Origin of the sequence: Sphingomonas sp. 8AM (genome assembly GCF_902506455.1) — a bacterium.
Classification (GTDB): Bacteria; Pseudomonadota; Alphaproteobacteria; order Sphingomonadales; family Sphingomonadaceae; genus Sphingomonas.
Window position 1 is genome coordinate 2,692,058 of sequence record NZ_LR733844.1, and the last position, 22,747, is coordinate 2,714,804.

Sequence of the window (22,747 nt, forward strand, 5' to 3'; positions counted from 1 at the left end):
GCGCCGACGGGGGTGGGAAGAACGTCGTCATGCGTCCTACTCTTCTGCTCCCCGCCGTGATTCTCGTGAGTGTCCCGGCATTTGCACAGTCACCACAATCAGTGCGCGCGGACGATCGCACCAACTGGGTCCGCGCGGTCGCCGCCGGTTACAAGGCCGCTTTCCTCTGTGCCGGAATTTTCAACGCCGGGCGTAGCGAGAGGCAGATCGAGGCCGTCGAACTGCGCGGCATCTATCCCGAATATGAGACCATCGTTCCGACGCTTGCCGCGAAGATCGATCGACGCCGTGGCATGGTCAGCGTCGCTTTCGACCGGCAGCTTCCGTCCCGCCATGCGACATGGCGCGCCGGTCGCGGTTGTACGCTCGCACCGATCGGCGCTCCCCCGATTGCCGGCGTCCGTATCGCCCCCGCCCCGCCGGCCGGGGCCGATCCTCGATCATGGCCGCTCGGCGACGCCGGCATCGCGCCACAGCCATCGACTGCGCTCGAACGCGTGGTGGAGCGCGCCTTTACCGGGACCTATGGCAGCGGAACCGACACGCTTGGCGTCGTCGTGCTGCGCGAGGGCCGCGTGGTCGCCGAACGCTATCGTGAGGGTTTCGGCCCGTTCGTTGCCAATCGCACCTGGTCGGTCGCCAAGAGCGTAACGGGCACATTGGTGGGGATGAGCGGGGTCGACCCGAACCGCCCCGTCGCTATCCGCGAATGGAAAAGTTCGTATGGCCTCGATCCGCGCGCGCGGATCACGCTCGACCAGCTGTTACGGATGGCATCCGGATTACACAGCGACACCGCCGGCAACCGTACCGATGCGATCTACTTCGGCGGCACCACCGTCGCCGAACAGGCGACATCATGGCCGCTCTCCTCGCGCCCCGGCGAGCGCTTCCGCTATGCCAACAACGATATCCTGCTGGCGGCGCGTTCGCTGCGCAGCACATTGGGCGACGCTCGCTATCGCGCCTTACCGCAACGGCTTTTCGCCACGCTGGGAATGCGACACACCGTCGTGCAGAGCGACTGGAACGACGATTACATCGCGTCGAGCGACATATGGACCACCGCGCGCGACCTCGCCCGGCTGGGGCAGTTCTGGCTGCAGGACGGCGTCTGGCAAGGCCGACGTCTGCTGCCCGCGGGCTGGATGCGCTATATGACCACTGCCAAAGCGCCGCAGCCCGAACGCAGCGAGGGGTACGGCGCCTCGATCTGGCTCTTCGGTCCGGCGCAGGGGCTGCCGACCGGAAGCTACTCGGCGCAAGGCAATCGCGGACAATATGTGATGGTCGTGCCGTCGCACCGACTGGTCGTGGTTCGTCGCGGCGAGGATCCAGGCGCCGCACGCTTTGATGTGGCGCGGTTTACCGCCGACGTGATCGCCGCCCCATGACGTTCGACACCTGGGACGATGTCGCCGCCTTCGCACTGACACTGCCGGGTGCCGAGGTATCCACATCTTGGGGACAGCCCGCCATCAGGATTCGCGGAAAGCTGATCTGTTCGACCGGGCGCGAGCCGGACAGTTTCCATGTCTCGTCCCGCCCCGACGAGAAGGCGATGCTGCTCGAAAGCGATCCCGGGAGTTTCTGGCAGACTCCGCATTACGCGAACTGGCCGGGACTGCTCGTCCGCTACGGCAGCAGCGATCCCGATCGCATTCGGGCGGTGCTCGCGCGGGCTTGGTGGGATCGGGCGACACACGCAGCGCGCGCGGTATATGGCCCCCGCCCCTGACCGCTTCACCCGCTTCGTCGCGATTGACTGGTCGGGTGCCAAAGGCGTTCGCCACAAGGGGATCGCGCTGGCCGAGTGCGAAGTCGGGGGAGAAGCACCGCGCTTGATCGCGCCACCGGATGGCGCCGCCGCATGGGCCCGGACCGCGGTCCTGGAGTGGCTACTCGCCCGCCGCGAGGAACCGATGCTGGTCGGCTTCGACTTCAGTTTCTCGGCACCGTTCGTGACACGCGGCGCGCATCTGCCGGGAGAAACGACCACCGCAGACGCGCGGGCGTTATGGGCCTATGTCGACGCGCATGCGACGGACGTCGATCTCGGAGCGGCGGGGTTTCTTGAGGCGCGTCGTGGCCGGCACTTCTACCTTGGCGCGGCCGACGGCGTGAAACGCGATTTCCTGCACTGGCGCATCTGTGAGCAGCACGACGATGGCCAGACCAAGCCATCCACCGTCTTCGACGCGATCGGCGCCGCGCAGGTCGCCAAAGCGAGCTTCGCCGGGATGCGCTTGCTCCATCGATTGCACGGAAGCGTTGCGATCTGGCCGTTCGATCCTATCCCGCAACGCGGCGCACTGGTGATCGAGATCTACACCGCTATCGCGGCGCGAGCGACCGGATTGCGGCGCGGGCTGAGCAAGATCCGTGATGCCGCCGGGCTCGACTCGGCGCTTGCCGTCCTCGGCAGCGCCGCTCACCTGCCACTTGCCAGCTACAACGATCATGCCACAGACGCACTGCTGACCGCGGCCTGGCTCCGCCATGTCGCGGGCAGCGCCGGATTGTGGCATGCCGATCGGATGTCCGACCACGTCGCAGCCACGGAGGGCTGGACCTTCGGCGTCAGCTGACGCATGGAGGCCCGCACGATGGCCGGCCGGTTTAGCTCAGCTGGTAGAGCAGCGGTTTTGTAAACCGAAGGTCGCGGGTTCGATTCCTGCAACCGGCACCACGTTTTCCATCGTGTCAGCGTCACTGCCAACATCAAGCTGCCCCTTGGGCACAGCGGGCACTCCCGCTACTTTCGTGTTCGGCGGCACGTCCTTGCGGACGATCGATCCGGCCGCGACGATGCTGCCGTGACCGATCGTGACGCCGGGCAGGATGACGCAACGACAGCCGATCCACGCCCCGTCCTCCACGACGATCGACTGACGCTTGACCGGACCAGCCCGCCGTTCCGGGCCGCCATCGTCATGATCGGCAGTCACGAACTGCGTGTGATGACCGACGACCACATTGTCGCCGAGGGAGATCGGGGCGCTTAGGTCAAAATAACAGCTGCGATTGATAAAGACGCGATTGCCGATCCGAAGACCGAAGCCGTTGATTCGACAGCCGCCCTTGATCGACGGCGCCGTGCCGAAGTAGAGCGATAGACCGCGGTATATATAGGCGCGCATCCGTGAGCTGTATGGATCGTCCGGCAGGTTCGCAGCAATTCCATTCACGATCGCAGTCCACCATGCCCGCATAATTGCCCGGAACATTGCTTCCCCACCAACAACAATTACTTAACGACAGTCCGGTTTTTCGACTCACGTTGATCGCTATACTCTTAGCTGAATACGGCGCGAAAGGCGACTTGCCGTCAGCCGTTCTCGACCGCGCTTGCGGGCTTGCTGCAACCCGCGCGACGCTCGCTCGTTGCGGCGGGGCAATGAAACTGAAAGTCGCGAGCTACAACATCCGCAAGGCGATCGGCACCGATCGCCGCCGCAGCCCGGAGCGGGTACTTCAGGTGCTGCGCGAGATCGATGCCGATCTGGTCGCGCTCCAGGAAGCCGACCGCCGCTTCGGGCAGCGCGCCGCGGTGCTCACGCCCCACCTGCTCGACGAGCACAGCGACTGGCAGCCGGTCAGCCTCGGCATGCGGGCAAGCAGCATGGGATGGCACGGCAACGCGATCCTCGTCCGGAAGTCAGCAAAAATCCTCGATTGCGAGCAATTACACCTGCCCGCGCTCGAACCGCGCGGCGCGGTGATGGCGGAGGTCGCGATTGGCGATGAATCCGTGCGGATTATCGGCATGCACCTCGATCTGTCGGGACTGTGGCGAAGGCGGCAGGCCGCAGCAATTCTCGCGCATGTCGAGGCGAGCGCGCGGGCGATGCCGACCGTGATGATGGGCGACCTCAATGAATGGAGTCGTGCCGCCGGTTGCCTGCGCGACTTTGGCGCGTCGTTCCGGTTTGCTGATACCGGTCCCAGCTTCCATGCCCGCCGGCCGATCGCCCGGCTTGACCGGATCATGGTCTCGCCGGAACTGCGGATCGAGGCGTGCGGCGTTCATCAATCGGCGGCCGCCCGCGTAGCCTCCGATCACCTGCCAATCTGGGCGGAACTGGCGGCGCAATAAGGTCCCCGCCCAGCTCACGCTTCTGCCTGGGCCGACGCCCGCACGCTGGCCAGAGCCGCGCCTGCGACCTTCCGTCGCACGCTTCCTTGTGTACGCGGACAAAACTACTGATAAGGCGTCGTCAGGATGAACTTGCGCCGCACCCGGGTGTTGCGCCATCCAAGAGCAGTTCAGGAAGGGAGCTTATCATGGCGAAGTCGGCGGAAAAGCGCGGCAAGGACGAAACGAAGGCCGCGGAGAAGAAGGTCAAGACGACTGGCAAGCCCGCCGGCGGGGCGCGCGGTGGCATCACCGCCCCTGTGACCCCCTCGGCCGATCTGGCCGAGATCGTCGGCAAGAATGACCTGCCGCGTAGCGAGGTCGTCAGCAAGGTGTGGGAGTACATCAAGAAGCATGATCTGCAGGACGCCAAGGACCGTCGTCAGATCAATGCCGACGACAAGCTGGAGAAGATCTTCGGCAAGAAGTCGGCCAGCATGTTCGAGATGAACAAGTTCCTTAGCGCGCATCTGACTGCGAAGAAGGACTGAACTGCGCGGGCCACGCGTTCGCCGCCGTCGATCACGACGCGGCGGGCGCGTGGCCGATCAGTCGCGACAGATCGCGCAGGGTGCGGATCATCCCGATTCCCTTGGGTCCGGCAATGTAGCGCGGTTCCCAGCGGGGGCCGAACTTCTCCTTGTAACTGCGCAGGCCACGAAAACCGTAGAAGCGCTCGCCATTGTTGAACACCAGTGACGCCGCGCGCGCCCAGGCCGGCGCAAGCCGTCGACCCGAAATCCCCGACAAGGGCGCGATACCCAGCGAAAAGCGTTGATAGCCGCGGTCCTTCGCCCATTGCAGGATGTTGACGAACAGAAAGTCCATCGTGCCGTGCGGCGCATCATCGCGATGCCGCATCAGATCGACCGATGCCTCGGCATGGTTCTCGGTCAGCCATAAATTGGCAAAGGCTGCGATCCGCTCCCCCTCCATCACCAGCGCGACATCGAAGCGTTGCATGTAGTCGCGGCTGAAATGGCCGAGGCTGAAGCTTTTCTCGGCGTGCCCCTTGGCTGCCATCCACTCGTTCGAAATAGCCGCCAACTCGTCGAGCACCACCGGCACCGCCGCAGCGGGGACGATCCGGAACGTCAGTCCGCGCCGTGCCGCTGCGCGCTCTGCCTTGCGAACCGACCGCAGTCGGGGCGTTTCCAGCGTAAAGTCGGGCAGGTCGATGACTGCCTCCTCGCCATATTTGATGACGTGAAGTCCCATGCCGATCGCCAGCTCCAGCACGGGTCCGGTGACCTGATACAGCATCAACCGCCCCTGTGCCTGATCGGCCTTGTCGCGAATCCGCCACAGCAGCTCGGGCCAGTCATCCCTCAAGCCGACCGGATCGCCCATCACGATCCAACTCGCGCCCCGCACCTGGTACATCAGCATCGCTGCGCCGGACTCGGAGAACAGCAAGCGCTTGTCATCGATCATCGCAAGCATCGCGTCCGTACGGTCGGCCTGCGCGAGCACACGGGTCCGTGCCGCCGGCTCGAAGGCGCGCGGTTCGGGCGCATCCGGTGGCGACATCCACCGCCACACCAACGCTGCGAAAAGTGCGACCGTCGCCGCCAGCGTCGCGCGCAGAAAGCGCGGCGCATCCCCCTTCAGCGCGAAATGCCACCAGAGATCATCCTCGTACGGAACGCGGCGATAGGCGAACAGCCCGATCCAGACCGCCGCCGCGAGCACGACCAGCACCGCCGACAGCCATCCCGCGGACAGACGAATCTGGGTCAGCGCGGTTCGCCGGTAGAAGGCGCCACGGGTCCATTGCAGCATCGCCGCGAGCGTGAGACACGCGAGCGCCTCTTCATAATCGATGCCCTTGGCGAGCGAGAACGCCGCGCCCGCGAGCAGCAAGGCGCGCGTCGCGACGAACGCGCCGTCCAGCCGGCGGTAGAGACCCGGCGCCAGCAGCAGCAGCCCGGTACCGACCAGACTGCCCGCGATGTGGCTCGCCTCGATGAACGGCAACGGCACGATCGACGCCAGCGCGCCCATCCGTGCGTGCAATGATGGCAACGATCCCGACAGCAGCAGCATCGCCCCGCCCATGAAGGTCGCGGCCGCGAGGGCGACCGGCGCGATGCCGTTGGCGACCGCGCGACCGTCGCGCAGCAGCCGCGACGACAAGGGATGGTTGAGCAGGTGGCGACGCCGCAGCCCCTCGCGCCACGCCAGAATCGCAACCGCGACCGCCAGCGGCAGCAGGTAATAGATGACTCGATAGGCAATCAGCGCTGCGAACGCGACCGAGCGATCGCCGGGCAGCACCGCGAGCACGACCGCCTCGAACACGCCGATCCCGCCGGGGACATGGGCGAGCACCGCGGCCACGATGCCCAGCGCGTACGCAAGGATGAACGCCGGCAGCAGGGCTGGCGCTGCTCCGTGAACGAGCACGAAGAGCGCCGCCGCCGCCGTGCTGGTGTCGAGCACCGCCAGCCCGATCTGCCCCAGCGCCTGCGGCACGGTGGGAAGGGGCACGCTGAGTCGCCACACCCGCAGCGGGCCGCGCGCATTGCCACATAGCATGATGACGGCGGCGATCAGGACCAGGATGGTCGCGGCGATGCCGTGCGACACCGCCGGCGGAATTGCGATCCCCGCCAGTTCGATCGGCCCGCTGCGCGCCAGCAGCGCGACCGACGCGACGGTGACGACCCCGCTCCAGAAGGTCGCACTCGCGATACCGATCACGCGCGCGACATCGGGGCCATCGAGCCCGGCGGCGGTGTAGATGCGATACCGCGCCGACCCGCCGGTCAACAGTGAGAGCCCGAGATTGTGGCTGAGCGTGTAGCTGGTAAACGAGGCGAGCGCCGCCACCCGCCACGGCAGCGGCCGGCCAATGGTCCGCAGTGCAAGCACATCATAGCCGGTCAGCGTCAGATAGCTGAGTGCAGTGAAGAACAGCGATGCAGCGATCTGCCACGCGGTCAGTGCATGGAGCGCCGCGCGAATATGCGCGTAGTGCAATTCGGCGGTCAGCTGCTGCATCGCCGCAAAACCGAGCCCGATCAGTACCAGCACCATGACGAGCGACAGTGCGGTGCGATGCCGCGTCAGCCACGCCCGGGCATCATGCATGGGGAACGTCCGCGATCCGGTGCCACAATTGCGACTTGCAGAGCAGCCCGCCCAGGATGCAGCCCTTGACCTTCATCTGGTCGGGGCCGACCTGCTGGATGATCGAATAGAAGCGTCGGTTCATATCCGGGACGAAGACTGTGCCCGACCAGCTGCCCGGCTTCTCGGCGCGGTAATTCTCCAGCAATGCCGTGCCGATCAGCTTGGGCGTGCCCCCCTCACGTGCGTCATCCTGCGCCTCCTGATTGGCCCAGACGATCCAGCCGCACAGCCGCTCGCCGCACGGCCCGGTGCGCACTGCCACGCTCTTGTACGGGTTCATCCAGGTGCCGTAGATCGTCGCCGGCGGGACGGCGCTCTGCGGTTGCGCCACGGCGGGGTCGACCGCGACCGTCGTCAGGACGGCAAGCGCCGCGGCAAGGCGAAAAGCGAACATATGTGATCCCCTGTGATCCGACGATTCTAGGCCGCGGTTGATTGCCGGCACGTCGACGACGGCTGAATTATCTGTAATGAAGATGACGGATCAGCGACCGCGGGCAATGGTGGCGCGCAGCGTCCGCGCGATCAGCGGCACGTCGTAGTTCATGAAATGACCGCCAGGCAGGACGATGCGCCGAATGTTGATGCCGCGTATCGACGGGCACAGGCTGGCGTGTTCTTCCGCGCCCTGGATGCAGGTCAGCGGCGTCCAGTCGATGCGGCGCGCGCTGGGCACCGCCGGCGCATCGGGTGCACCGTCCCAGATACCGCCGGGGCTTGCCTTGAACAGCAGGCTGTTACCGGGAACGAGCAGGATCACCTGAGCCACCTCCGGTCGCAAGCTGCGCGGCAACCGGGCGCTCGCATATTGTAGCATGTCCGCACCGAAGGACTGGCCGATCAAGACCACCCGTGACACTCCCGGCATCCGTTCGGCACGCGCAACCGCTGTGGCGACGGTCGCTGCTGCTTCTGCCGGAGTGCGGCGCGTGCCGAAGGCCGTCAGCGAGTTGAACCCCAGCACGGGCAGTCCGCCAGCGGTCAGCGCCGCGATCAGCCGCGGTCCCATCCCGGCATTCAGCCCCATGTCGCCCGACAGGAAGAGCACCTGCGTACCGCGCTCGGGACGGCGCGTCGGCACCGCGGCGGGATAGGCCCGCAGGACCGGCCCGCCGAAATAGCCAAGTGCGCCGATGGTCCCGATCAGGAGCAGCGCCATACCGGCGACGGCTCCTGCCACGATCGCGAACCAGTTGCGGCGCGGGTTCGGCATGGTCAGGCACTCACGGCATAGGTGATGACGAAACAGGCGGCGGTCAGTAGCAACATTGCGAGGATGAAGCTGGCATCAGCGACCTGCTCCAGCCGGTGCAGCCACGCGCGACGCCGCGCATCGGGCGTGCGCACCGCCAGATACGAAGCCAGCATCGCGATCAGGAAGATCAGCGAATCGACTGCAAGCAGATCGTCGGCGAAGCTGGCGCGCTTGCCCCAGACAATGCCGACATGCAGCAGGCCGATGCCGGTCAGGCACACGCCGACCATCGCGGCTGCCATCGGGCAGATCAGCCGGCAGACGCGCTCGTCGAGCGCCGATTGCGAGCGTCGCCGCTCACCGGCGTCGGCCTGCGCCCGGTCGAGAGGAGATTGATCGCCCATGCCGCGCTTCTGCCCGGCGCGTCATCGCGATGCCCTGTCCGGATGATGACCGTTCCGTCATCTTCCACTCCATACCAGCAAGTTATGCCAGCAATGCGACCTGCGGCTGCAACCCCATCATTGTGGCGAGCGCGCGATGGCGCTTCTGCACGGTCTCGCCGTACAGCGCCGGATCGCCCGGGTCGAGCCGCAGGATCCCACCTTGTGCGCTCACCGTCGCGCGGGTGAGTGGCGCGGCGAGCCCGCCGCTCAGCCGCTGGCCCAGCCGGATTGCCAGGCCCCATTGCGTCGCGCGTCGCAAGCTGGTTTCGGTGGCCAAGGTGGGAAGCGGCGCAGGACTGCTGGTCGCACCGCCCAATGCTGTCCACAGCGCCTGTGCCACCATCGCGCGGCCGCGCGCGTCGATGGCTACCCAGTTGCCGTGCAACGCGATCTCCACCCCGCGCTCGGCACGAAAGTCGGGATTCGCCCGCCAGCCGACGTCGGCAAGGTGGCAGGCGGCGATCCGCAATCGCGCATCGGCCGGCGGATCGTCACCGAAGAGTGGCGCGATCCATCGGTCGAGCAGGTCGCCATGCTCGGGGAAGCGCCCGTTTCGTCGTCCCTCGTCGCGCGCCGCAACGATCAACGGATCGTCGGCGCGCTGCTTGGCGGACAGCCGCTCGTAGAGCAGCCCCTCGCGCAGCCCGTAAGCCGAGACGACCGTTCCGCTGCTCCGCAGGTGCTTGAGCATCGCTGCGAGCAAGGCCGCGGCGTCGGACAGGGTCGGGATACGACCAGACGACAGTCCCGGCACGTCCTTCAGCCGCGCCTTGCCGACGTGCGCAAGCGTGCGGCGGAGCCTTGTGACCGTCTCCGCGCTCATCACATATTGGTGGATCACCGGCAGCGGGTAGCGCGTCGCCTCCATGTCGAGCCGGGCCAGAGCGCGCCACGATCCGCCAACGAGGTAGAACGGCAATCCCCTGCCCGCCCCCAGCCAATCGCTTTCGATCAGCAATTGGCGGACATGACGGTCGAGCCGTCCACTTTCCCGCAGCGCTGCGATCCGCAGCACGCCGAGCGGAAAGGAGGCGCGCTGGAGCAGTTCGCCGCGCCGCACCCGCACCAACTCCAGACTGCCACCACCTAGGTCCCCGACGATCCCGTCGGCGTCGGGAATCCCCGACAATACGCCGTACCCCGCCGCCTCGGCTTCCTTCTCGCCGGGCAGGATCTCGACCGAGAGCCCGGCGGCCTCGGCAACCGCGATCAGATCGGTGCCGTTCGCGGCGTCGCGCACCGCCGCGGTCGCCACGGTACGCAGGGTGACGACGTTCATTTCGCGCGCCAGAGCGGCGAAGCGGCGCAGCGCGGTATGCGCCAGCGCCATCGCCTGCTCGTCGATCGAGCCGCTTTGGTTGAGGCTCCGCCCCAGCCCCGCCAGCACCTTCTCGTTGAACAGGATGGCCGGAAGGCGCGGCGGCCCCTGGTACACGACCAGCCGGATTGAGTTCGAACCAATGTCGATGATCGCGGTACGCGGCTCCGGACTTCGCTCCGCCTCGGGCGGCTCGACGGCGAGCCTCGGCCACCTCAACGCTTGCGCCTCAGCGACAGCACCGGCACCTCATCGCCATCCAGCGCCGCCCCACGTCCTGACAACGACGGGTTGACCATGAAATAGCGGTGGAGGTTGAACGGCCGCTCGCCCGGCGTGTCGCGGACATAGCTGCCGTCCGGCTCCAGTTCCCAGCTCTGTTCGTTGTCGATCAGATTGGCGACCATCACCTGGTCGAGCACCTGATCGTGCACCGTTTCGTTTTCGAGCGGCAGCAGATACTCCACCCGCCGGTCGAAGTTGCGCGGCATCCAGTCGGCCGAGGAAATATAGACCACCGCTCCGTCATTGGGGAGCGGCGCGCCATTCCCGAAGGCGGTAATCCGGCTGTGCTCGAGGAAACGCCCGACCACCGACATGACGCGAATGTTCTCCGACATCCCCGGCACCTTCGGGCGGAGGCAGCAAATCCCGCGCACGATCAGGTCGATCACGACCCCTGCACAGCTCGCCTCGTAGAGTTTCTCGATGATGATCGGGTCGACAAGCGAATTCATCTTCGCCCAGATCGCGCCGGCACGACCCGCGCGCACATGTTCGATCTCGGCATCGATCCGCGACAGCAGCCGCTCGCGCAGCGACCGCGGGCTGAGCACGACCAACTCCATGCCGGCCGGCTCGACATAGCCGGTGATGTAGTTGAACATCCGCGCAGCATCGCGCCCGATGCGAGGATCGGCGGTGAAGAAGCTGAGATCCGTGTAGATTTTCGCGGTAATCGGATGATAATTTCCCGTGCCGAAATGGCAGTAGGTGCGGAATTTCCCATTCTCGCGCCGCACGACCATCGCTACCTTGGCATGGGTCTTCCATTCGATGAAGCCGTAGACGACCTGCACGCCAGCGCGTTCCAGCGCGCTCGCCCATTGCAGATTCTGCTCCTCGTCGAAGCGCGCCTTCAGCTCGACGACCGCCGTCACCGACTTGCCCGCTTCCGCAGCGGCGATCAGCGCACTGATGACGGCCGACTGCTTGCCCGCGCGATAAAGCGTCTGCTTGATCGCAACCACGTCCGGATCGTTCGCGGCCTGCTTCAGGAACGCGAGTACGACATCGAACGACTCATAAGGATGGTGGACGACGATGTCCTTACTTCGGATCGCCGCGAAGCAATCGCCGCCAAACTCCCGGATTCGCTCAGGAAAACGTGGCGTGAATGGCACGAACTTCAAGTCGGGCCGATCTTCGTCGGCAAGCAGCGAGAGGTCGCCGACGCCGAGGAACGACCCCGTTTCCGTGACGATGGTGTCAGCTCCGCCCAGTTCCTCGCGCAATACCTGCGCGAGTCCGTCGGGCATGCCCGTCTCCAGCTCTAGCCGGATGACACGCCCGCGCCGCCGTCGCTTGATGGCATTGGCGAAATAGCGGACGAGATCCTCCGCCTCTTCCTCGATCTCGATATCGCTGTCGCGCAGCACGCGAAATTCCGCCGCGCCTAACACGTCGTATCCCGGAAAAAGCAGATGCGAGAACCGCTTGAGGATCGACTCTGTCGCGACGTACGAAGCGCGCTCGTTGCCCGGCAGACGGACGAAGCGCGGCATGGCCGCGGGCAGCATGACAAGTTCACGGATCGGCTCGGCGTCTGAGCGGCGAACCAGATCGAACATCACCGCCATGCCCTTGTTCGGCATGAAGGGGAACGGATGCGCGGGATCGAGCGCCTGCGGGGTGATGACCGGGAACAGCTGCTCCTGGAAATAAGTATTCAGCCAAGCGCGCTGGTCATCATCCAGCGCGTCGAGCGACCGGCTGCCAAGAACTGAAATCCCGGCTTCGCTCATCTCCCGCCGGATGTCGCGCCATACCGCCTGCTGACTGGCCATCAACGCATCGGCTTGTTCGACGATGGCCGCCAGCTGCTGCCCCGGGGTCAGGCCGTCGGCGGAGCGTGCCTCCACGTCCTGCAGCTGCTGCCCCTTCAGCCCGGCGACCCGCACCATGAAGAATTCGTCGAGGTTGCCCCCGGAAATGGCGAGGAAGCGAAGCCGCTCCAGCAGCGGATGCGCCGGATTGCATGCCTCTTCCAGCACACGGCGGTTGAAGGCCAGCCACGATTGTTCGCGGTTGAAGTAGCGGTTGCCGTCGCGTTCGACGAAGGGGTCGTCCAGTTCGAGCGCCGCTCCGGCATCCTTACGCGCGATACTCACGGGCCGTGTCATGATGGAAAGTCGCTCCGGTTTTTTGCCGCATTGTCCAGGTCGAGGGTCTCGCGCGCCAACGGGATCGTCAGCCGTCGGCGCCCCGCCAGCGCGGCACGATCGAGCCTATCGATTGTGTCCATGACGGCGGTGTGACTCCGTTCGGTTCGCGCGACCAGCCACGCGATCAGGTCGGCGCGTGCCTCCAGATGGCGGCGCGCAAAACCGCGCTCGAACAGTGCCGCCATCAGCGATTCCTCCGGCGCGGCGATCACGGCGGTCGGGCTGACGGCGAGCCGCGAGCGGAGATCGGGCAGCGCAATTTGCCATTCCGGCACCGACGCCGCCGCGATCAACAACAACGGCCGCCGCTCCTCCTGCGCGCGATTCCAGGCGTGGAACAGCGCCGCTTCGGGGACGGCATCGGCGTCATCGATCACCGCCCCTCCGGAACGCGCGGCAAAAATGCGGCCGAGGAGCGAGCGTCCCGACTTCGGCGGGCCGGCGAGCACCGCCGTACGCACCGGCCACGTCGCCCAATGTTCGAGCATCCGCACCGCGCGTGCATTGGAGTCGACCACCAGAAACTCGCCCTGTTCCTCCGCCGGCCAACCCAGCGGCAGCGCGATCTGGTTCATGTCGCCGCTCCCGTCCGCGGGCTGGGACTTGGCATCGGCGCCGCGCGGCGGATGCGAAAGGTTGCGCCGTTTCCGATGACTTGCCAGCCGCGCGCCTCCAACGCTGCCCGTATCGCCTCTGCGGTGCCCGCATAACTGACGTTCATCGATGACACGCCGCCCAGCGCGAGGCTGGTCGTGGCAGCGCTGGTCACGCCCGGCACGCCACGCAACGCGGTCTCCGCACCCGTTACCGCGCCGACGTCCGGGCTATCATATTGAACCGTCAGAGTGAGTGCGACGGGCGTGAGCGCCGGGTCGGTGGCGAGCAGGTCGGCCACTTCCTCAAGCGGCTTCTCCGATACCGGCATAATCGGGTTAAGCCCCGGATCGAGGCCGAGATAGCCTTCGCGCAGCGCGCGCTGATAGACGTCGTCGAGCCGCCGGACGCCCGCATCCAGCAGCGCCGGAACACCGGCGCTGGTGCCGACCCGGAGCGTGAAACGCTGCAACATGCGATGATCGGGGCCGTAGCGCGCCTCGAAGACGCCCACGACCGGTCCGCCGGGCCACTGTCGATACAGTCGAACACTCGGCATCAGCACGTCGCTGGCACCATATTGATCGATCAGCGCCCGCCACCAGCCGCGATCGGGCCGCTCGGTTTGGCCAACGTTGAGCAACAGCGAGTCGGGGCCGGTGCCGGTCGGACGGACATAATCGATCGCGCTGCTGCCGGTGCGGAATCGCGCCCATGCCTCCTGCCAGACGGTGCGCTGCTCGAAGACGGTGCCGACGCCGGTCGACCATTGCACCGGAACGACGAGGAAGGGCGACGAGCGCGCCACCGCGCCGGAAACGCCCAGCAGCCCGGCGGTGCGCGCGCGATCGAACAGCACGCCCAGCCGCGCGACGTAGCGACTGGGCCCGATCTGCTCATTCTCGACGACGATGCTCGACACAATCGAATCGAGCGTCCCGTCGGGAAGCGACCCGCCCCCTGCCCCCATCCGCTGCGAGAGCAGCACATAGGCCTTGCGCTGCGCCTCGCGCCAGCCGGCCAGCCGCGCGGCCTCGGCATCGGGTCCGGACACATCCACCCGGACGCCTGCCACCTCGAAGTCGTTGGAACTGTCGACTGCAGCGACACCGCGGTCGCCTCCCTCGATCTGTGCGAGCACGCCACGCGTGCCGAGCGCGGCGGCGAGGGCCGTCAGAACAAGGGCGATCGGAAGGCGATGGCGCATCGGAACGTCTTTTGGCGAAGCAGGCGTGGAAATCCAAGCGCGATGTGGCTAGTCGGCGGACATGAGCAACGAAGCCTATACCTACGAGAGCGCCGGCGTCTCGATCGCGGCCGGCAATGCGCTGGTCCGCGCGATCGCGCCGTTGGCCCGCGCCACCCGCCGCCCTGGCGCCGACGCCGACCTCGGCGGGTTCGGCGGCTTCTTCGATCTGAAGGCAGCAGGGTTCACCGATCCGCTGCTGGTTGCCGCCAACGACGGGGTCGGCACCAAGCTGAAGCTGGCGATCGAGTGGGATCGCCATGCTGGCGTCGGGATCGATCTGGTCGCGATGTGCGCGAACGATCTGGTCGTGCAGGGCGCCGAGCCGTTGTTCTTCCTCGATTATTACGCCACCGGGCAACTCGACAATGCGATTGCGGAAAGCGTGGTCGCCTCGATCGCGGAGGGCTGCCGGATCGCGGGCTGCGCGCTGATCGGTGGAGAGACCGCCGAGATGCCGGGCATGTATGCGGCGGGTGATTACGACCTTGCCGGGTTCTGCGTCGGTGCGGTCGAACGCGGCGACGTCCTGACCGGCGCGACGATCGCGGCGGGCGACGTGATCCTCGGGCTCGCTTCGTCAGGCGTTCATTCCAATGGCTTCTCGCTCGTCCGGCGTCTGGCGACCGACAAGCGGTGGAAGCTCGACCGTCCGGCGCTGTTCGACTCCGACCGGTTGCTGATCGACATCCTGATGGCGCCGACGCGCATCTATGTCGCCAGCCTGTTGCCGCTGCTGCGTGCGCACAAGATCAAGGGGCTGGCGCATATCACCGGTGGCGGGCTGCTGGAGAATATTCCGCGTGTTCTGCCGCGCGATGCGCATGCGCAGATCGACGCGGACGCCTGGGAACAGCCGCGATTGATGGCGTTCCTGCAGGCGCAGGGTGCAATCGAGCCCGAGGAGTTGGCACGCACCTTCAATTGCGGGATCGGCATGGCGGTGGTCGTCGCGGCCGATCAGGCCGGGGAGGTCGCGGCGGCGCTGCGCGCAGCGGGCGAGACGGTCCATACGATCGGGCGGGTCGAGGCCGGCGCACGCGGATGCACCGTTTCGGGTCGCACCGAGACATGGAGCGCACGCGCCGGCTGGACGGCGACCCATCACCAATGAGCGCGCCCACCCCTGCACCGGTCGCGGCGCTGATCTCCGGTCGCGGATCGAACATGCAGGCGCTCGCCGGCGCGCAGGGCGAGGCCTACCGTCTCGTGCTGGTGGCGTCCGACCGGCCCGACGCGGCCGGGCTGGCGTGGGCGCGGGCGCAGGGTCTCGCAACCTTTGCGCTGTCCCCCAAGGGGATCGGCAAGGCGGCGTACGAGGATGCGCTTGACGAGGCGCTGCGCGCGGCGGGAGCGGAATGGATCGCGCTGGCGGGTTACATGCGGCTGCTGTCGGATGCGTTCGTCTCGCGGTGGCGCGGGCGGATCATCAACATTCATCCGTCCCTGTTACCCAGGTACAAGGGGCTCGATACCCATGCGCGCGCGATCGCCGCGGGCGATGCGGCGGGCGGCTGTTCGGTCCATGTCGTGACCGAGGAACTGGATGGCGGCGAGGTGCTGGGCCGCGCCGAGGTGCCGATCCGCGCGGACGATACGCCCGAAAGCCTTGCGACGCGGGTGCTGGTCGAGGAACATCGGCTATATCCGGCCGTGCTGAAGGAGTTCGTTCGCCGATGAATGCTGTGGATCAGGTCCGCGCCGTCGCGTTACTGCTGCCGGAAACGGAGGAGCGCGAAGTCGACGGAGACGTCGGGTTCTTCGTCGATGGAAAGCCATTCGCAACCGTGTCGGCCGCAGTCCCGACGGTAGTGCGGGTGCGCGAGGCGGCGGGCGAAGCATCGATCATGCTGAACGACGATGTGGATTGGGCGTTGGTCGAGGATCGCGTCGCGCGGAGCTGGGAAATGACCGCACCGCGACGTTTGCTAGAGGCTGGCGGCCGCTGATCGTGGCTGGGTTATTACGAGCATAGCAACGCAATCAAGTGCCGGATCAGGGCGGTCCCGCTCGCTTCGCTACGCTCGCGGGCGGCCGCGTTCTGGACTGCTCCCGCATCGCCCTTAAGTGTCGCCGATCCAAAACTGATTCCCGATCAGGTCCGAAGCGATGGCAGCTTCTACGGCAGCGTGAACCTATTGCGCGGTACCGCTGGCGTCCTGAACGACCGCAACGTCGATCGGATGATCGAAGGCGACACCGGTCCGGCCCTCGGTCTGCCAGACCACGCGTCCGGCGACCCAGCCGAGCCCGCTAAGCTTGATCTCGACCGCGCTGTCCGGCGGAAGCGGATGCGGCAGTTCGGCCATCAATCCGCCGGCAGAAACGTTCCGGATGCGCACGAGGAAGCCCGCATCGTCGGCATGGACGCGCATCCGTGCCGAAAGATGGATGTCGCCACGCCCACGATCGTCAGGCTGGCCCGCAGGCTTCTGGTCGTCAACCAAGCTGTATCTCGACTGCCCCATGTACCCGCCCGCTCGTTGTACCGGACGGTTGCGTCAAAATGATTGATAAAGTGTTAAGATCCGCGTCAATCGTCCCGCGAAACCTTCTCGGCACGCTCGTGTCGCTCCTGTGCCTCGACTGTCATCGTCGCAATCGGTCGCGCCTCCAGCCGGCCAAGGCTGATCGGCTCGCCCGTCACCTCGCAATAGCCGTATTCGCCTTCCTCAATGCGGCGCAGCGCCGCATCGATCTTGGAGATGAGCTTGCGCTGGCGGTCGCGGGTGCGCAGTTCCAGCGACCAGTCCGCCTCGCTCGACGCGCGATCGTTGAGGTCGGCTTCGCGCAACGAGTCGACCTGCAAATGCGAGAGCGTTCCCTGCGCCTCCCGGCGGATCGCCTCTTTCCAGGCCAGCAGCTTGTGACGGAAGTACGCCTGTTGGCGTGGGTTCATGAACGGCTCGTCCGCGCTTGGGCGATAACCATCCGGCATCGGGCTGGAGAGCGCCTCCGGCTCGTCAAACGCGTCTTCGACCTGACTCATCACCGTCGCCATGACCTTCTCCCGCCCACGTGAAGGATGTCGTCAGCATCTCTGCACGCCCCTTTGGGCGCGCCTATAATCGCCTGACTGGTCATCCACAAGCGAACAGGATAGTCGTAATCGATACGATATGTCGCAACGCTGAACACTTAGCGTCGGCGAACGGCAGGCGCCCGCCGACGCATGACGATCAGGCGGAGAGCAACGCCTTCTCGATGTCCGGGATCGGATGGCCGGTCAGGTCCTTGTCCAGCTCGCCGGTCAGTCGCGCGCTGACCTCCTTGTGGTAGTGCTTGCGCAGTTCGCCCAGGGTGCGCGGCGGAGCGATCACGATCAGCGACTCGAAGTCGTTCGACAGCGCGCGGCGCTTCAGCAGATCGGCGGCGTCGGCGGCGAAACGATCCTCCTCGAGCTGGTGGAAGTCGGTCTGCTCGAAGCTGCCGCGCGAAGGGGCGAATTGCGCACCGCCGCCCTGCGCATGGCCCGAGCCGCCCTGCGCCGCATTGGGCGCGCCTGCCCCGCTCTGCGTCGACGAGGCACCGCCGGCCGCGTCGGTCGCCTGATCGCGCGTGGCCGGATTGGCGCGTTCCTCGGCATGCTCAACCTGAAGGTTGGGATATTCGGCATCACCCTCGTTGCGCAGGAACAGCAGCTTGCGGCCATCGGCGACCAGAACGACCGAATTGTGGGGGACCTGCATGGACGTTTCTCCTTCTGCTCGTTGCGTGTCGGGGGGAGAACGCCGCGCGCCCGGCGCGGGTTGCCTAGCGGCGGGCGCGGGGTCATAGCGCGGCCATGCACGACATCCGCCTGATCCGCGACGATCCCGCCGCTTTCGATGCCGCCATGGCCAAGCGTGGCCTGCCCGCCAGCGCCGGGACGCTCGCGTCGCTCGACCGCCGCCGCCGCGAGGCCGCGACCGAGGCGCAGACCGCGCAGGCGCGCCGCAACGAGGCGTCGAAGGCGATCGGCGCGGCCAAGGCGAAGAAGGACGAGGAGACCGCCGCCGCGCTGATGGCGGAGGTGGCGACGCTCAAGGAGCGGCTGCCGCAGCTGGAGGCTGAAGAGGCGGAGACGGGCAGCGCGCTCGACGCCGCGCTTGCCGCGCTCCCCAACGTTCCCGCCGCCGACGTGCCGGAGGGTGCGGACGAGGACGACAATCAGTTGGTCCACGAACGCGGGCAGCGGCCCGCCTTCGCGTTCACCCCTCGCGAGCATGACGCGATCGGCCCGGCGCTGGGGCTCGATTTCGAAACCGGCGCGGCGATCGCGGGCGCCCGTTTCACGCTGGTGCGCGGCGATGCGGCGCGGCTGCAACGCGCGCTGGGGCAGTTCATGCTGGACCGCCTGACGCGCGAGCACGGCTATGAGGAAGTCGCCCCGCCGCTGCTGGTGCGCGACGAGGCGGTGTTCGGGACCGGGCAATTGCCGAAATTCGCCGAGGACCTGTTCCGCACCACCGACGGACGCTGGCTGATCCCGACCGCCGAGGTGTCGCTGACCAATATCGTCCGCGAGAAGATCCTGAGCCACGACGTCCTGCCGCTGCGCTTCGCGGCACTGACGCCGTGCTTCCGGTCCGAGGCGGGCGCGGCGGGGCGCGACACGCGCGGCTATATCCGCCAGCATCAGTTCGACAAGGTCGAGATGGTGTCGATCGTCGCGCACGAGGCGAGCGAGGACGAGCATGAGCGGATGACCGCCTGTGCCGAGGGCGTGCTCGACGCGCTGGGGCTCGCCTATCGCCGGATGAAATTGTGCACCGGCGACATGGGGTTCACCGCGGCGCGCACCTATGATCTGGAGGTTTGGTTGCCCGGCCAGCAGCGCTATCGCGAGATTTCGAGCTGCTCGACGTGCACCGATTTCCAGGCGCGGCGCATGAACGCGCGCTATCGCCCGGAAGGTGAGAAGACGACGCGCTTCGTCCACACGCTCAACGGCTCGGGGCTGGCGGTCGGGCGGACGCTGGTGGCGGTGCTGGAGAATTACCAGCGCGAGGACGGGACCGTGACCGTGCCAGAGGTGCTGCGGCCGTATCTGGGCGGGCTCGAAGTGCTGGCCCCACGCTGATGCGGATCCTGCTCTCGAACGACGATGGCTATCACGCGCCGGGGCTGGCGGTGCTGGAGAAGATCGCCGCGCAGCTTTCCGACGACGTCTGGGTCTGCGCGCCAGCTTCCGAGCAATCGGGTACCGGCCGCTCGCTGACGCTGACCCGACCGCTGCGCGTCAAGCAGTTCGGGGAAAAGCGTTTCGCGGTCGGCGGCACGCCCACCGATGCGGTGATGTATGCGCTTGCCGAGGTGCTGCGCGACACGCCGCCCGACCTCGTCCTGTCGGGGGTCAACCGCGGCGGCAATATCGCCGAGGACGTGATGTATTCGGGCACCGTCTCGGCGGCGATGGAGGGTGCGCTGGCCGGCGTGCGCTCGGTCGCGCTCAGCCAGCGCTACGGCCGCCGCGAGCCGGGCGAGGACGTGTCGTTCGCAGCTGCCGAGGAATGGGGCGCACGCGTGCTGCGCCCGTTGCTCGACCATGACTGGGCACCGCGCTCCGTGATCAACATCAACTTCCCCGAGCCTGAAGCGGGCGCGGTGAAGGGCGTGCGCGTCGTGCCGCAGGGCTTGCGCGATTACGGGCGCGTGCGCTTCGACCGCCGCACCGATCCGCGCGGGTTCGATTACCACTGGCTGTCGATGGGTCGCGTCACGCCGGCCGCCGACGACGGCAGCGATCTGACGACGATCACGCAGGGGTGGATCACGGTGACGCCGCTTCAGCTCGACCTGACGCTGCACGATTCGCTCGCGGCGCTCGGCGACGCCTTCACCGGGGTGTAACGCGGTTTGACGCGGCGAGCGGCGAGGTCGGCGGCGCTGCTGCTGGTGCTGGCGGGGTGCATCCCCGCCGCCGATCCGCGCTTCGCCCCGCCCCCCGCCGCGCCCGAACCTGCTGCCGACCTGCCGTCCGAACCCGAACCTGCGGCAGAGCCCCCCGAACCCTCGGCCGCGGCGCGCCCGAGGCGGCAAGCACCGGTGGAGCAACTCGCCGCCCCGCGTCCCGCGTGGGAAGCTGCGCCGGTCACCGCCGACGCGCGGCTGGTCCGCACGCAGGACGTTGTCGTCCGACCGGGCGACACGCTGAGCGCGATCGCCGAGCGGACCGGGGCGTCGATCGCCGCGATCGCGCGCCGCAACAGGCTCTCACCGCCCTATGCGCTCCGCGCCGGACAGCGGCTGATCATTCCCGGCGGTCGCTACCACCGCGTCGATCCGGGCCAGACCGGAATCGGGATCGCGCGAGCGTACGGTGTGCCGTGGAGCCAGGTGATCGCCGCCAATGATCTGCGTGAGCCGTTCGTGCTGGTCACCGGACAGCGCATCCTCATCCCGTCGCAATCCGCCTCCGCGGCCGAACGGGCCGCCGCCTTTACGCTCGACGTCGACACGATCCTCACCGGCGGCGAGCCCGCGGTGGCGAGCGGACGCGCGCCGGTCCGCCCCGTGAAGGGCGCAACCAAGGTACCCGCCCCCACCGTCCCCATCGCACCGCCCAGCGCTGCGCCGGGCCGCTTCATCTGGCCGCTGACCGGGCAGATCGTCCGCCGCTTCGGCACCGGGCGCAGCGGCGAGCGGTTCGACGGGATCGAAATCGCTGTGCCGTCGGGCACCGAGGTGAAGGCCGCCGCCGCCGGGACGGTCGCCTATGCCGGTGACGGGATCGCCGCATTGGGCGGGCTCGTCATCGTCAAGCATGGCGACAATTGGACCTCGATCTACGGCCATGCCGGCAAGTTGCTGGTGCGGCGCGGCCAGGCGGTCACGCGCGGACAGGTGATCGCGCTCAGCGGCGCGACCGGCTTCGCCGACCAGCCGGAGCTGCATTTCGAGCTGCGCCGCGGCCGTTCGCCGGTCGATCCGGTGACGCAATTGCCGCGCCGCTGACGCGCGTGTAACGACACCCGCGCTATGACCGAATATCAGTCCGACCTGCTCCGCACGCTGACCGCGCGTGGCTACATCCACCAGATGACCGACGCCGCCGCGCTGGACGCGCTGGCCATGAAGCAGGTCGTGCCGGGCTATATCGGTTTCGACCCGACTGCGCCGTCGCTGCATGTCGGCAGCCTTGTCCAGATCATGCTGCTGCGCCGGCTGCAACAGGCCGGGCACAAGCCGGTCGTGCTGATGGGCGGCGGCACCGGCAAGATCGGCGACCCGAGCTTCAAGGACGAGGCGCGCAAGCTGAACAGCGACGAGGTGATCGCCGCCAACGTCGCGGGCATCAAGCGCATCTTTGACCGCTTCCTGACCTTCGGCGATGGCCCCAACGACGCGGTGATGCTCGACAATGCCGAATGGCTCGACAAGCTGGAGTACATCCCGTTCCTGCGCGAGGTCGGCCAGCATTTCAGCGTCAACCGGATGCTCAGCTTTGACTCCGTCAAGCTGCGGCTCGACCGCGAGCAATCGCTGTCGTTCCTCGAATTCAACTACATGATCCTGCAAGGCTACGACTTTCGCGAGCTGGCGCGGCGCGAAGGCGTACGGCTTCAGATGGGCGGCAGCGACCAGTGGGGGAACATCGTAAACGGTGTCGAACTGGCGCGGCGGATGGACGGCACCGAGGTATTCGGCGTCACCACCCCGCTGCTCACCACCGCCTCGGGCGAGAAGATGGGCAAGACCGTCGCGGGCGCGGTGTGGCTCCACGAAGACCAGTTGCCGCATTTCGATTACTGGCAATTCTGGCGCAACACCGACGACCGCGATGTCGGGCGTTTCCTGCGGTTGTTCACCGATCTGCCGCTGGACGAGATCGCGCGGCTGGAGGCGCTGGACGGCGCCGAGATCAACGAGGCCAAGAAGGTGCTCGCCAACGAGGCGACCGCCATGTGCCGCGGCCGCGCCGCCGCCGAGGAAGCGGCCGAAACCGCGCGCAAGACCTTCGAGGAAGGCGCGAGCGGCGCTGGGCTGCCGTCGATGATCGCACCGGGCGCGACTCCGCTCGTCGACGTGCTGGTGACGCTCGGCTTCGCCGTATCGAAGGGTGAGGCACGCCGGCTCATCAAGGGCGGCGGCGCGCGGATCGACGGCGAGAAGGTGGCCGACGAAGCCGCATTCGTGACCGTCGCGGGTGCCCCCGTGCGCATCTCCGCCGGCAAGAAGCATCATGGGATGGTGAACCCCGCTTAACGTCTTTGCTCACCCCACGTTAACTCCGGTCGCGCGATAAGGCCGGG

The 22,747-nt window shown here is 67.1% G+C and carries 23 protein-coding genes, 1 tRNA gene and 1 pseudogene; 13 read left to right on the forward strand and 12 right to left on the reverse strand.

Going from position 1 to position 22,747, the window contains the following annotated elements; translation table 11 throughout:
- Positions 1 to 29: 29 nt before the first annotated feature.
- The 4 genes from BACI71_RS12705 (at position 30) to BACI71_RS12720 (ending at position 2,689) form a co-directional block, all read left to right on the forward strand.
- On the forward strand, positions 30 to 1,394 hold the full coding sequence (locus tag BACI71_RS12705; protein WP_159759160.1) for a serine hydrolase domain-containing protein: 1,365 nt from the start codon (positions 30 to 32) through the stop codon (positions 1,392 to 1,394).
- Positions 1,391 to 1,738 carry an MmcQ/YjbR family DNA-binding protein gene (locus tag BACI71_RS12710; RefSeq protein ID WP_159759162.1) on the forward strand — a complete coding sequence of 116 codons (348 nt, stop codon included), beginning with the start codon at positions 1,391 to 1,393 and terminating at the stop codon, positions 1,736 to 1,738. The genes BACI71_RS12705 and BACI71_RS12710 overlap by 4 nt, the downstream gene beginning before the upstream one ends.
- Positions 1,722 to 2,588: a hypothetical protein gene (locus BACI71_RS12715; RefSeq protein ID WP_159759164.1), complete on the forward strand. Its 867-nt coding sequence runs from the start codon at positions 1,722 to 1,724 to the stop codon at positions 2,586 to 2,588. The genes BACI71_RS12710 and BACI71_RS12715 overlap by 17 nt, the downstream gene beginning before the upstream one ends.
- A gap of 25 nt (positions 2,589 to 2,613) precedes the next feature.
- A tRNA-Thr gene (locus BACI71_RS12720) sits at positions 2,614 to 2,689 on the forward strand.
- 139 nt (positions 2,690 to 2,828) lie between these two features.
- Here the strand turns inward: BACI71_RS12720 and BACI71_RS12725 are convergent.
- Positions 2,829 to 3,227 (reverse strand): annotated as a pseudogene (locus BACI71_RS12725) (acyltransferase); the annotation flags it as partial.
- A 170-nt stretch (positions 3,228 to 3,397) separates the two neighbouring features.
- On the opposite strand from BACI71_RS12725, the gene BACI71_RS12730 reads away from it, so the two are divergent.
- Both BACI71_RS12730 and BACI71_RS12735 read left to right on the forward strand, forming a co-directional pair.
- On the forward strand, positions 3,398 to 4,096 hold the full coding sequence (locus BACI71_RS12730; RefSeq protein WP_159761188.1) for an endonuclease/exonuclease/phosphatase family protein: 699 nt from the start codon (positions 3,398 to 3,400) through the stop codon (positions 4,094 to 4,096).
- Between the two features lie 188 nt (positions 4,097 to 4,284).
- Positions 4,285 to 4,626 (forward strand): SWIB/MDM2 domain-containing protein, encoded by a 342-nt coding sequence (locus tag BACI71_RS12735; protein ID WP_159759166.1) that lies wholly within the window; start codon positions 4,285 to 4,287, stop codon positions 4,624 to 4,626.
- Between the two features lie 31 nt (positions 4,627 to 4,657).
- Here BACI71_RS12735 and mprF read toward each other — a convergent pair whose 3' ends face one another.
- The 8 genes from mprF to BACI71_RS12775 form a co-directional block, all read right to left on the reverse strand.
- On the reverse strand, positions 4,658 to 7,228 hold the full coding sequence (gene mprF, locus BACI71_RS12740) for a bifunctional lysylphosphatidylglycerol flippase/synthetase MprF (protein WP_159759168.1): 2,571 nt from the start codon (positions 7,226 to 7,228) through the stop codon (positions 4,658 to 4,660).
- The gene (locus tag BACI71_RS12745; RefSeq protein WP_159759170.1) at positions 7,221 to 7,664 is read right to left on the reverse strand and encodes a DUF2147 domain-containing protein; all 444 of its coding nucleotides are present in this window, start codon (positions 7,662 to 7,664) and stop codon (positions 7,221 to 7,223) included. Before BACI71_RS12745 ends, mprF begins: the two co-directional genes overlap by 8 nt.
- A gap of 90 nt (positions 7,665 to 7,754) precedes the next feature.
- The gene (locus BACI71_RS12750; protein ID WP_159759172.1) at positions 7,755 to 8,483 is read right to left on the reverse strand and encodes an AcvB/VirJ family lysyl-phosphatidylglycerol hydrolase; all 729 of its coding nucleotides are present in this window, start codon (positions 8,481 to 8,483) and stop codon (positions 7,755 to 7,757) included.
- A gap of 2 nt (positions 8,484 to 8,485) precedes the next feature.
- Positions 8,486 to 8,869, reverse strand: coding sequence for a hypothetical protein (locus tag BACI71_RS12755; RefSeq protein WP_159759174.1), 384 nt, complete (start codon positions 8,867 to 8,869; stop codon positions 8,486 to 8,488).
- 82 nt (positions 8,870 to 8,951) lie between these two features.
- The gene (locus BACI71_RS12760; RefSeq protein ID WP_159759176.1) at positions 8,952 to 10,448 is read right to left on the reverse strand and encodes a Ppx/GppA family phosphatase; all 1,497 of its coding nucleotides are present in this window, start codon (positions 10,446 to 10,448) and stop codon (positions 8,952 to 8,954) included.
- Complete coding sequence (locus BACI71_RS12765) at positions 10,445 to 12,631, reverse strand: RNA degradosome polyphosphate kinase (RefSeq protein WP_159759178.1); 2,187 nt, start codon at positions 12,629 to 12,631, stop codon at positions 10,445 to 10,447. The genes BACI71_RS12760 and BACI71_RS12765 overlap by 4 nt, the downstream gene beginning before the upstream one ends.
- Positions 12,628 to 13,248 (reverse strand): HdaA/DnaA family protein, encoded by a 621-nt coding sequence (locus BACI71_RS12770; RefSeq protein WP_159759180.1) that lies wholly within the window; start codon positions 13,246 to 13,248, stop codon positions 12,628 to 12,630. The genes BACI71_RS12765 and BACI71_RS12770 overlap by 4 nt, the downstream gene beginning before the upstream one ends.
- Positions 13,245 to 14,474: a heavy-metal-associated domain-containing protein gene (locus BACI71_RS12775; protein WP_159759182.1), complete on the reverse strand. Its 1,230-nt coding sequence runs from the start codon at positions 14,472 to 14,474 to the stop codon at positions 13,245 to 13,247. Before BACI71_RS12775 ends, BACI71_RS12770 begins: the two co-directional genes overlap by 4 nt.
- A gap of 61 nt (positions 14,475 to 14,535) precedes the next feature.
- Between BACI71_RS12775 and purM the strand changes: the two genes are divergently transcribed.
- Genes purM through BACI71_RS12790 form a run of 3 tightly spaced genes read left to right on the forward strand, consistent with a single transcriptional unit; the run spans position 14,536 to position 16,462 of the window.
- Positions 14,536 to 15,627: a phosphoribosylformylglycinamidine cyclo-ligase gene (gene purM, locus BACI71_RS12780; protein WP_159759184.1), complete on the forward strand. Its 1,092-nt coding sequence runs from the start codon at positions 14,536 to 14,538 to the stop codon at positions 15,625 to 15,627.
- A complete protein-coding gene (purN, locus tag BACI71_RS12785; RefSeq protein ID WP_159759186.1) occupies positions 15,624 to 16,193 on the forward strand; it encodes a phosphoribosylglycinamide formyltransferase in 570 nt (189 codons plus the stop codon). Before purM ends, purN begins: the two co-directional genes overlap by 4 nt.
- Positions 16,190 to 16,462, forward strand: a complete 273-nt coding sequence (locus tag BACI71_RS12790) for an MmcQ/YjbR family DNA-binding protein (RefSeq protein ID WP_159759188.1) — start codon at positions 16,190 to 16,192, stop codon at positions 16,460 to 16,462. The genes purN and BACI71_RS12790 overlap by 4 nt, the downstream gene beginning before the upstream one ends.
- Before the next feature lie 186 nt (positions 16,463 to 16,648).
- Here BACI71_RS12790 and BACI71_RS12795 read toward each other — a convergent pair whose 3' ends face one another.
- The 3 genes from BACI71_RS12795 to BACI71_RS12805 form a co-directional block, all read right to left on the reverse strand.
- A complete protein-coding gene (locus BACI71_RS12795) occupies positions 16,649 to 16,960 on the reverse strand; it encodes a PilZ domain-containing protein (RefSeq protein WP_159759190.1) in 312 nt (103 codons plus the stop codon).
- Positions 16,961 to 17,046: 86 nt separating this feature from the next.
- Complete coding sequence (gene dksA / locus BACI71_RS12800; protein WP_159759192.1) at positions 17,047 to 17,514, reverse strand: RNA polymerase-binding protein DksA; 468 nt, start codon at positions 17,512 to 17,514, stop codon at positions 17,047 to 17,049.
- A 178-nt stretch (positions 17,515 to 17,692) separates the two neighbouring features.
- On the reverse strand, positions 17,693 to 18,202 hold the full coding sequence (locus tag BACI71_RS12805; RefSeq protein WP_159759194.1) for a host attachment family protein: 510 nt from the start codon (positions 18,200 to 18,202) through the stop codon (positions 17,693 to 17,695).
- A 95-nt stretch (positions 18,203 to 18,297) separates the two neighbouring features.
- Here BACI71_RS12805 and serS point away from each other — a divergent pair, with 95 nt between their 5' ends.
- From serS to tyrS, 4 genes are read left to right on the forward strand one after another with little or no spacing between them, the layout of a single operon-like run.
- Positions 18,298 to 19,575 carry a serine--tRNA ligase gene (serS, locus tag BACI71_RS12810; RefSeq protein WP_159759196.1) on the forward strand — a complete coding sequence of 426 codons (1,278 nt, stop codon included), beginning with the start codon at positions 18,298 to 18,300 and terminating at the stop codon, positions 19,573 to 19,575.
- Positions 19,575 to 20,345 (forward strand): 5'/3'-nucleotidase SurE, encoded by a 771-nt coding sequence (gene surE / locus BACI71_RS12815; protein ID WP_159759198.1) that lies wholly within the window; start codon positions 19,575 to 19,577, stop codon positions 20,343 to 20,345. Before serS ends, surE begins: the two co-directional genes overlap by 1 nt.
- Positions 20,346 to 20,351: 6 nt before the next feature.
- Complete coding sequence (locus tag BACI71_RS12820) at positions 20,352 to 21,449, forward strand: M23 family metallopeptidase (protein ID WP_159759200.1); 1,098 nt, start codon at positions 20,352 to 20,354, stop codon at positions 21,447 to 21,449.
- Positions 21,450 to 21,473: 24 nt separating this feature from the next.
- Positions 21,474 to 22,700 (forward strand): tyrosine--tRNA ligase, encoded by a 1,227-nt coding sequence (gene tyrS / locus BACI71_RS12825; protein WP_159759202.1) that lies wholly within the window; start codon positions 21,474 to 21,476, stop codon positions 22,698 to 22,700.
- Positions 22,701 to 22,747 lie beyond the last annotated feature (47 nt).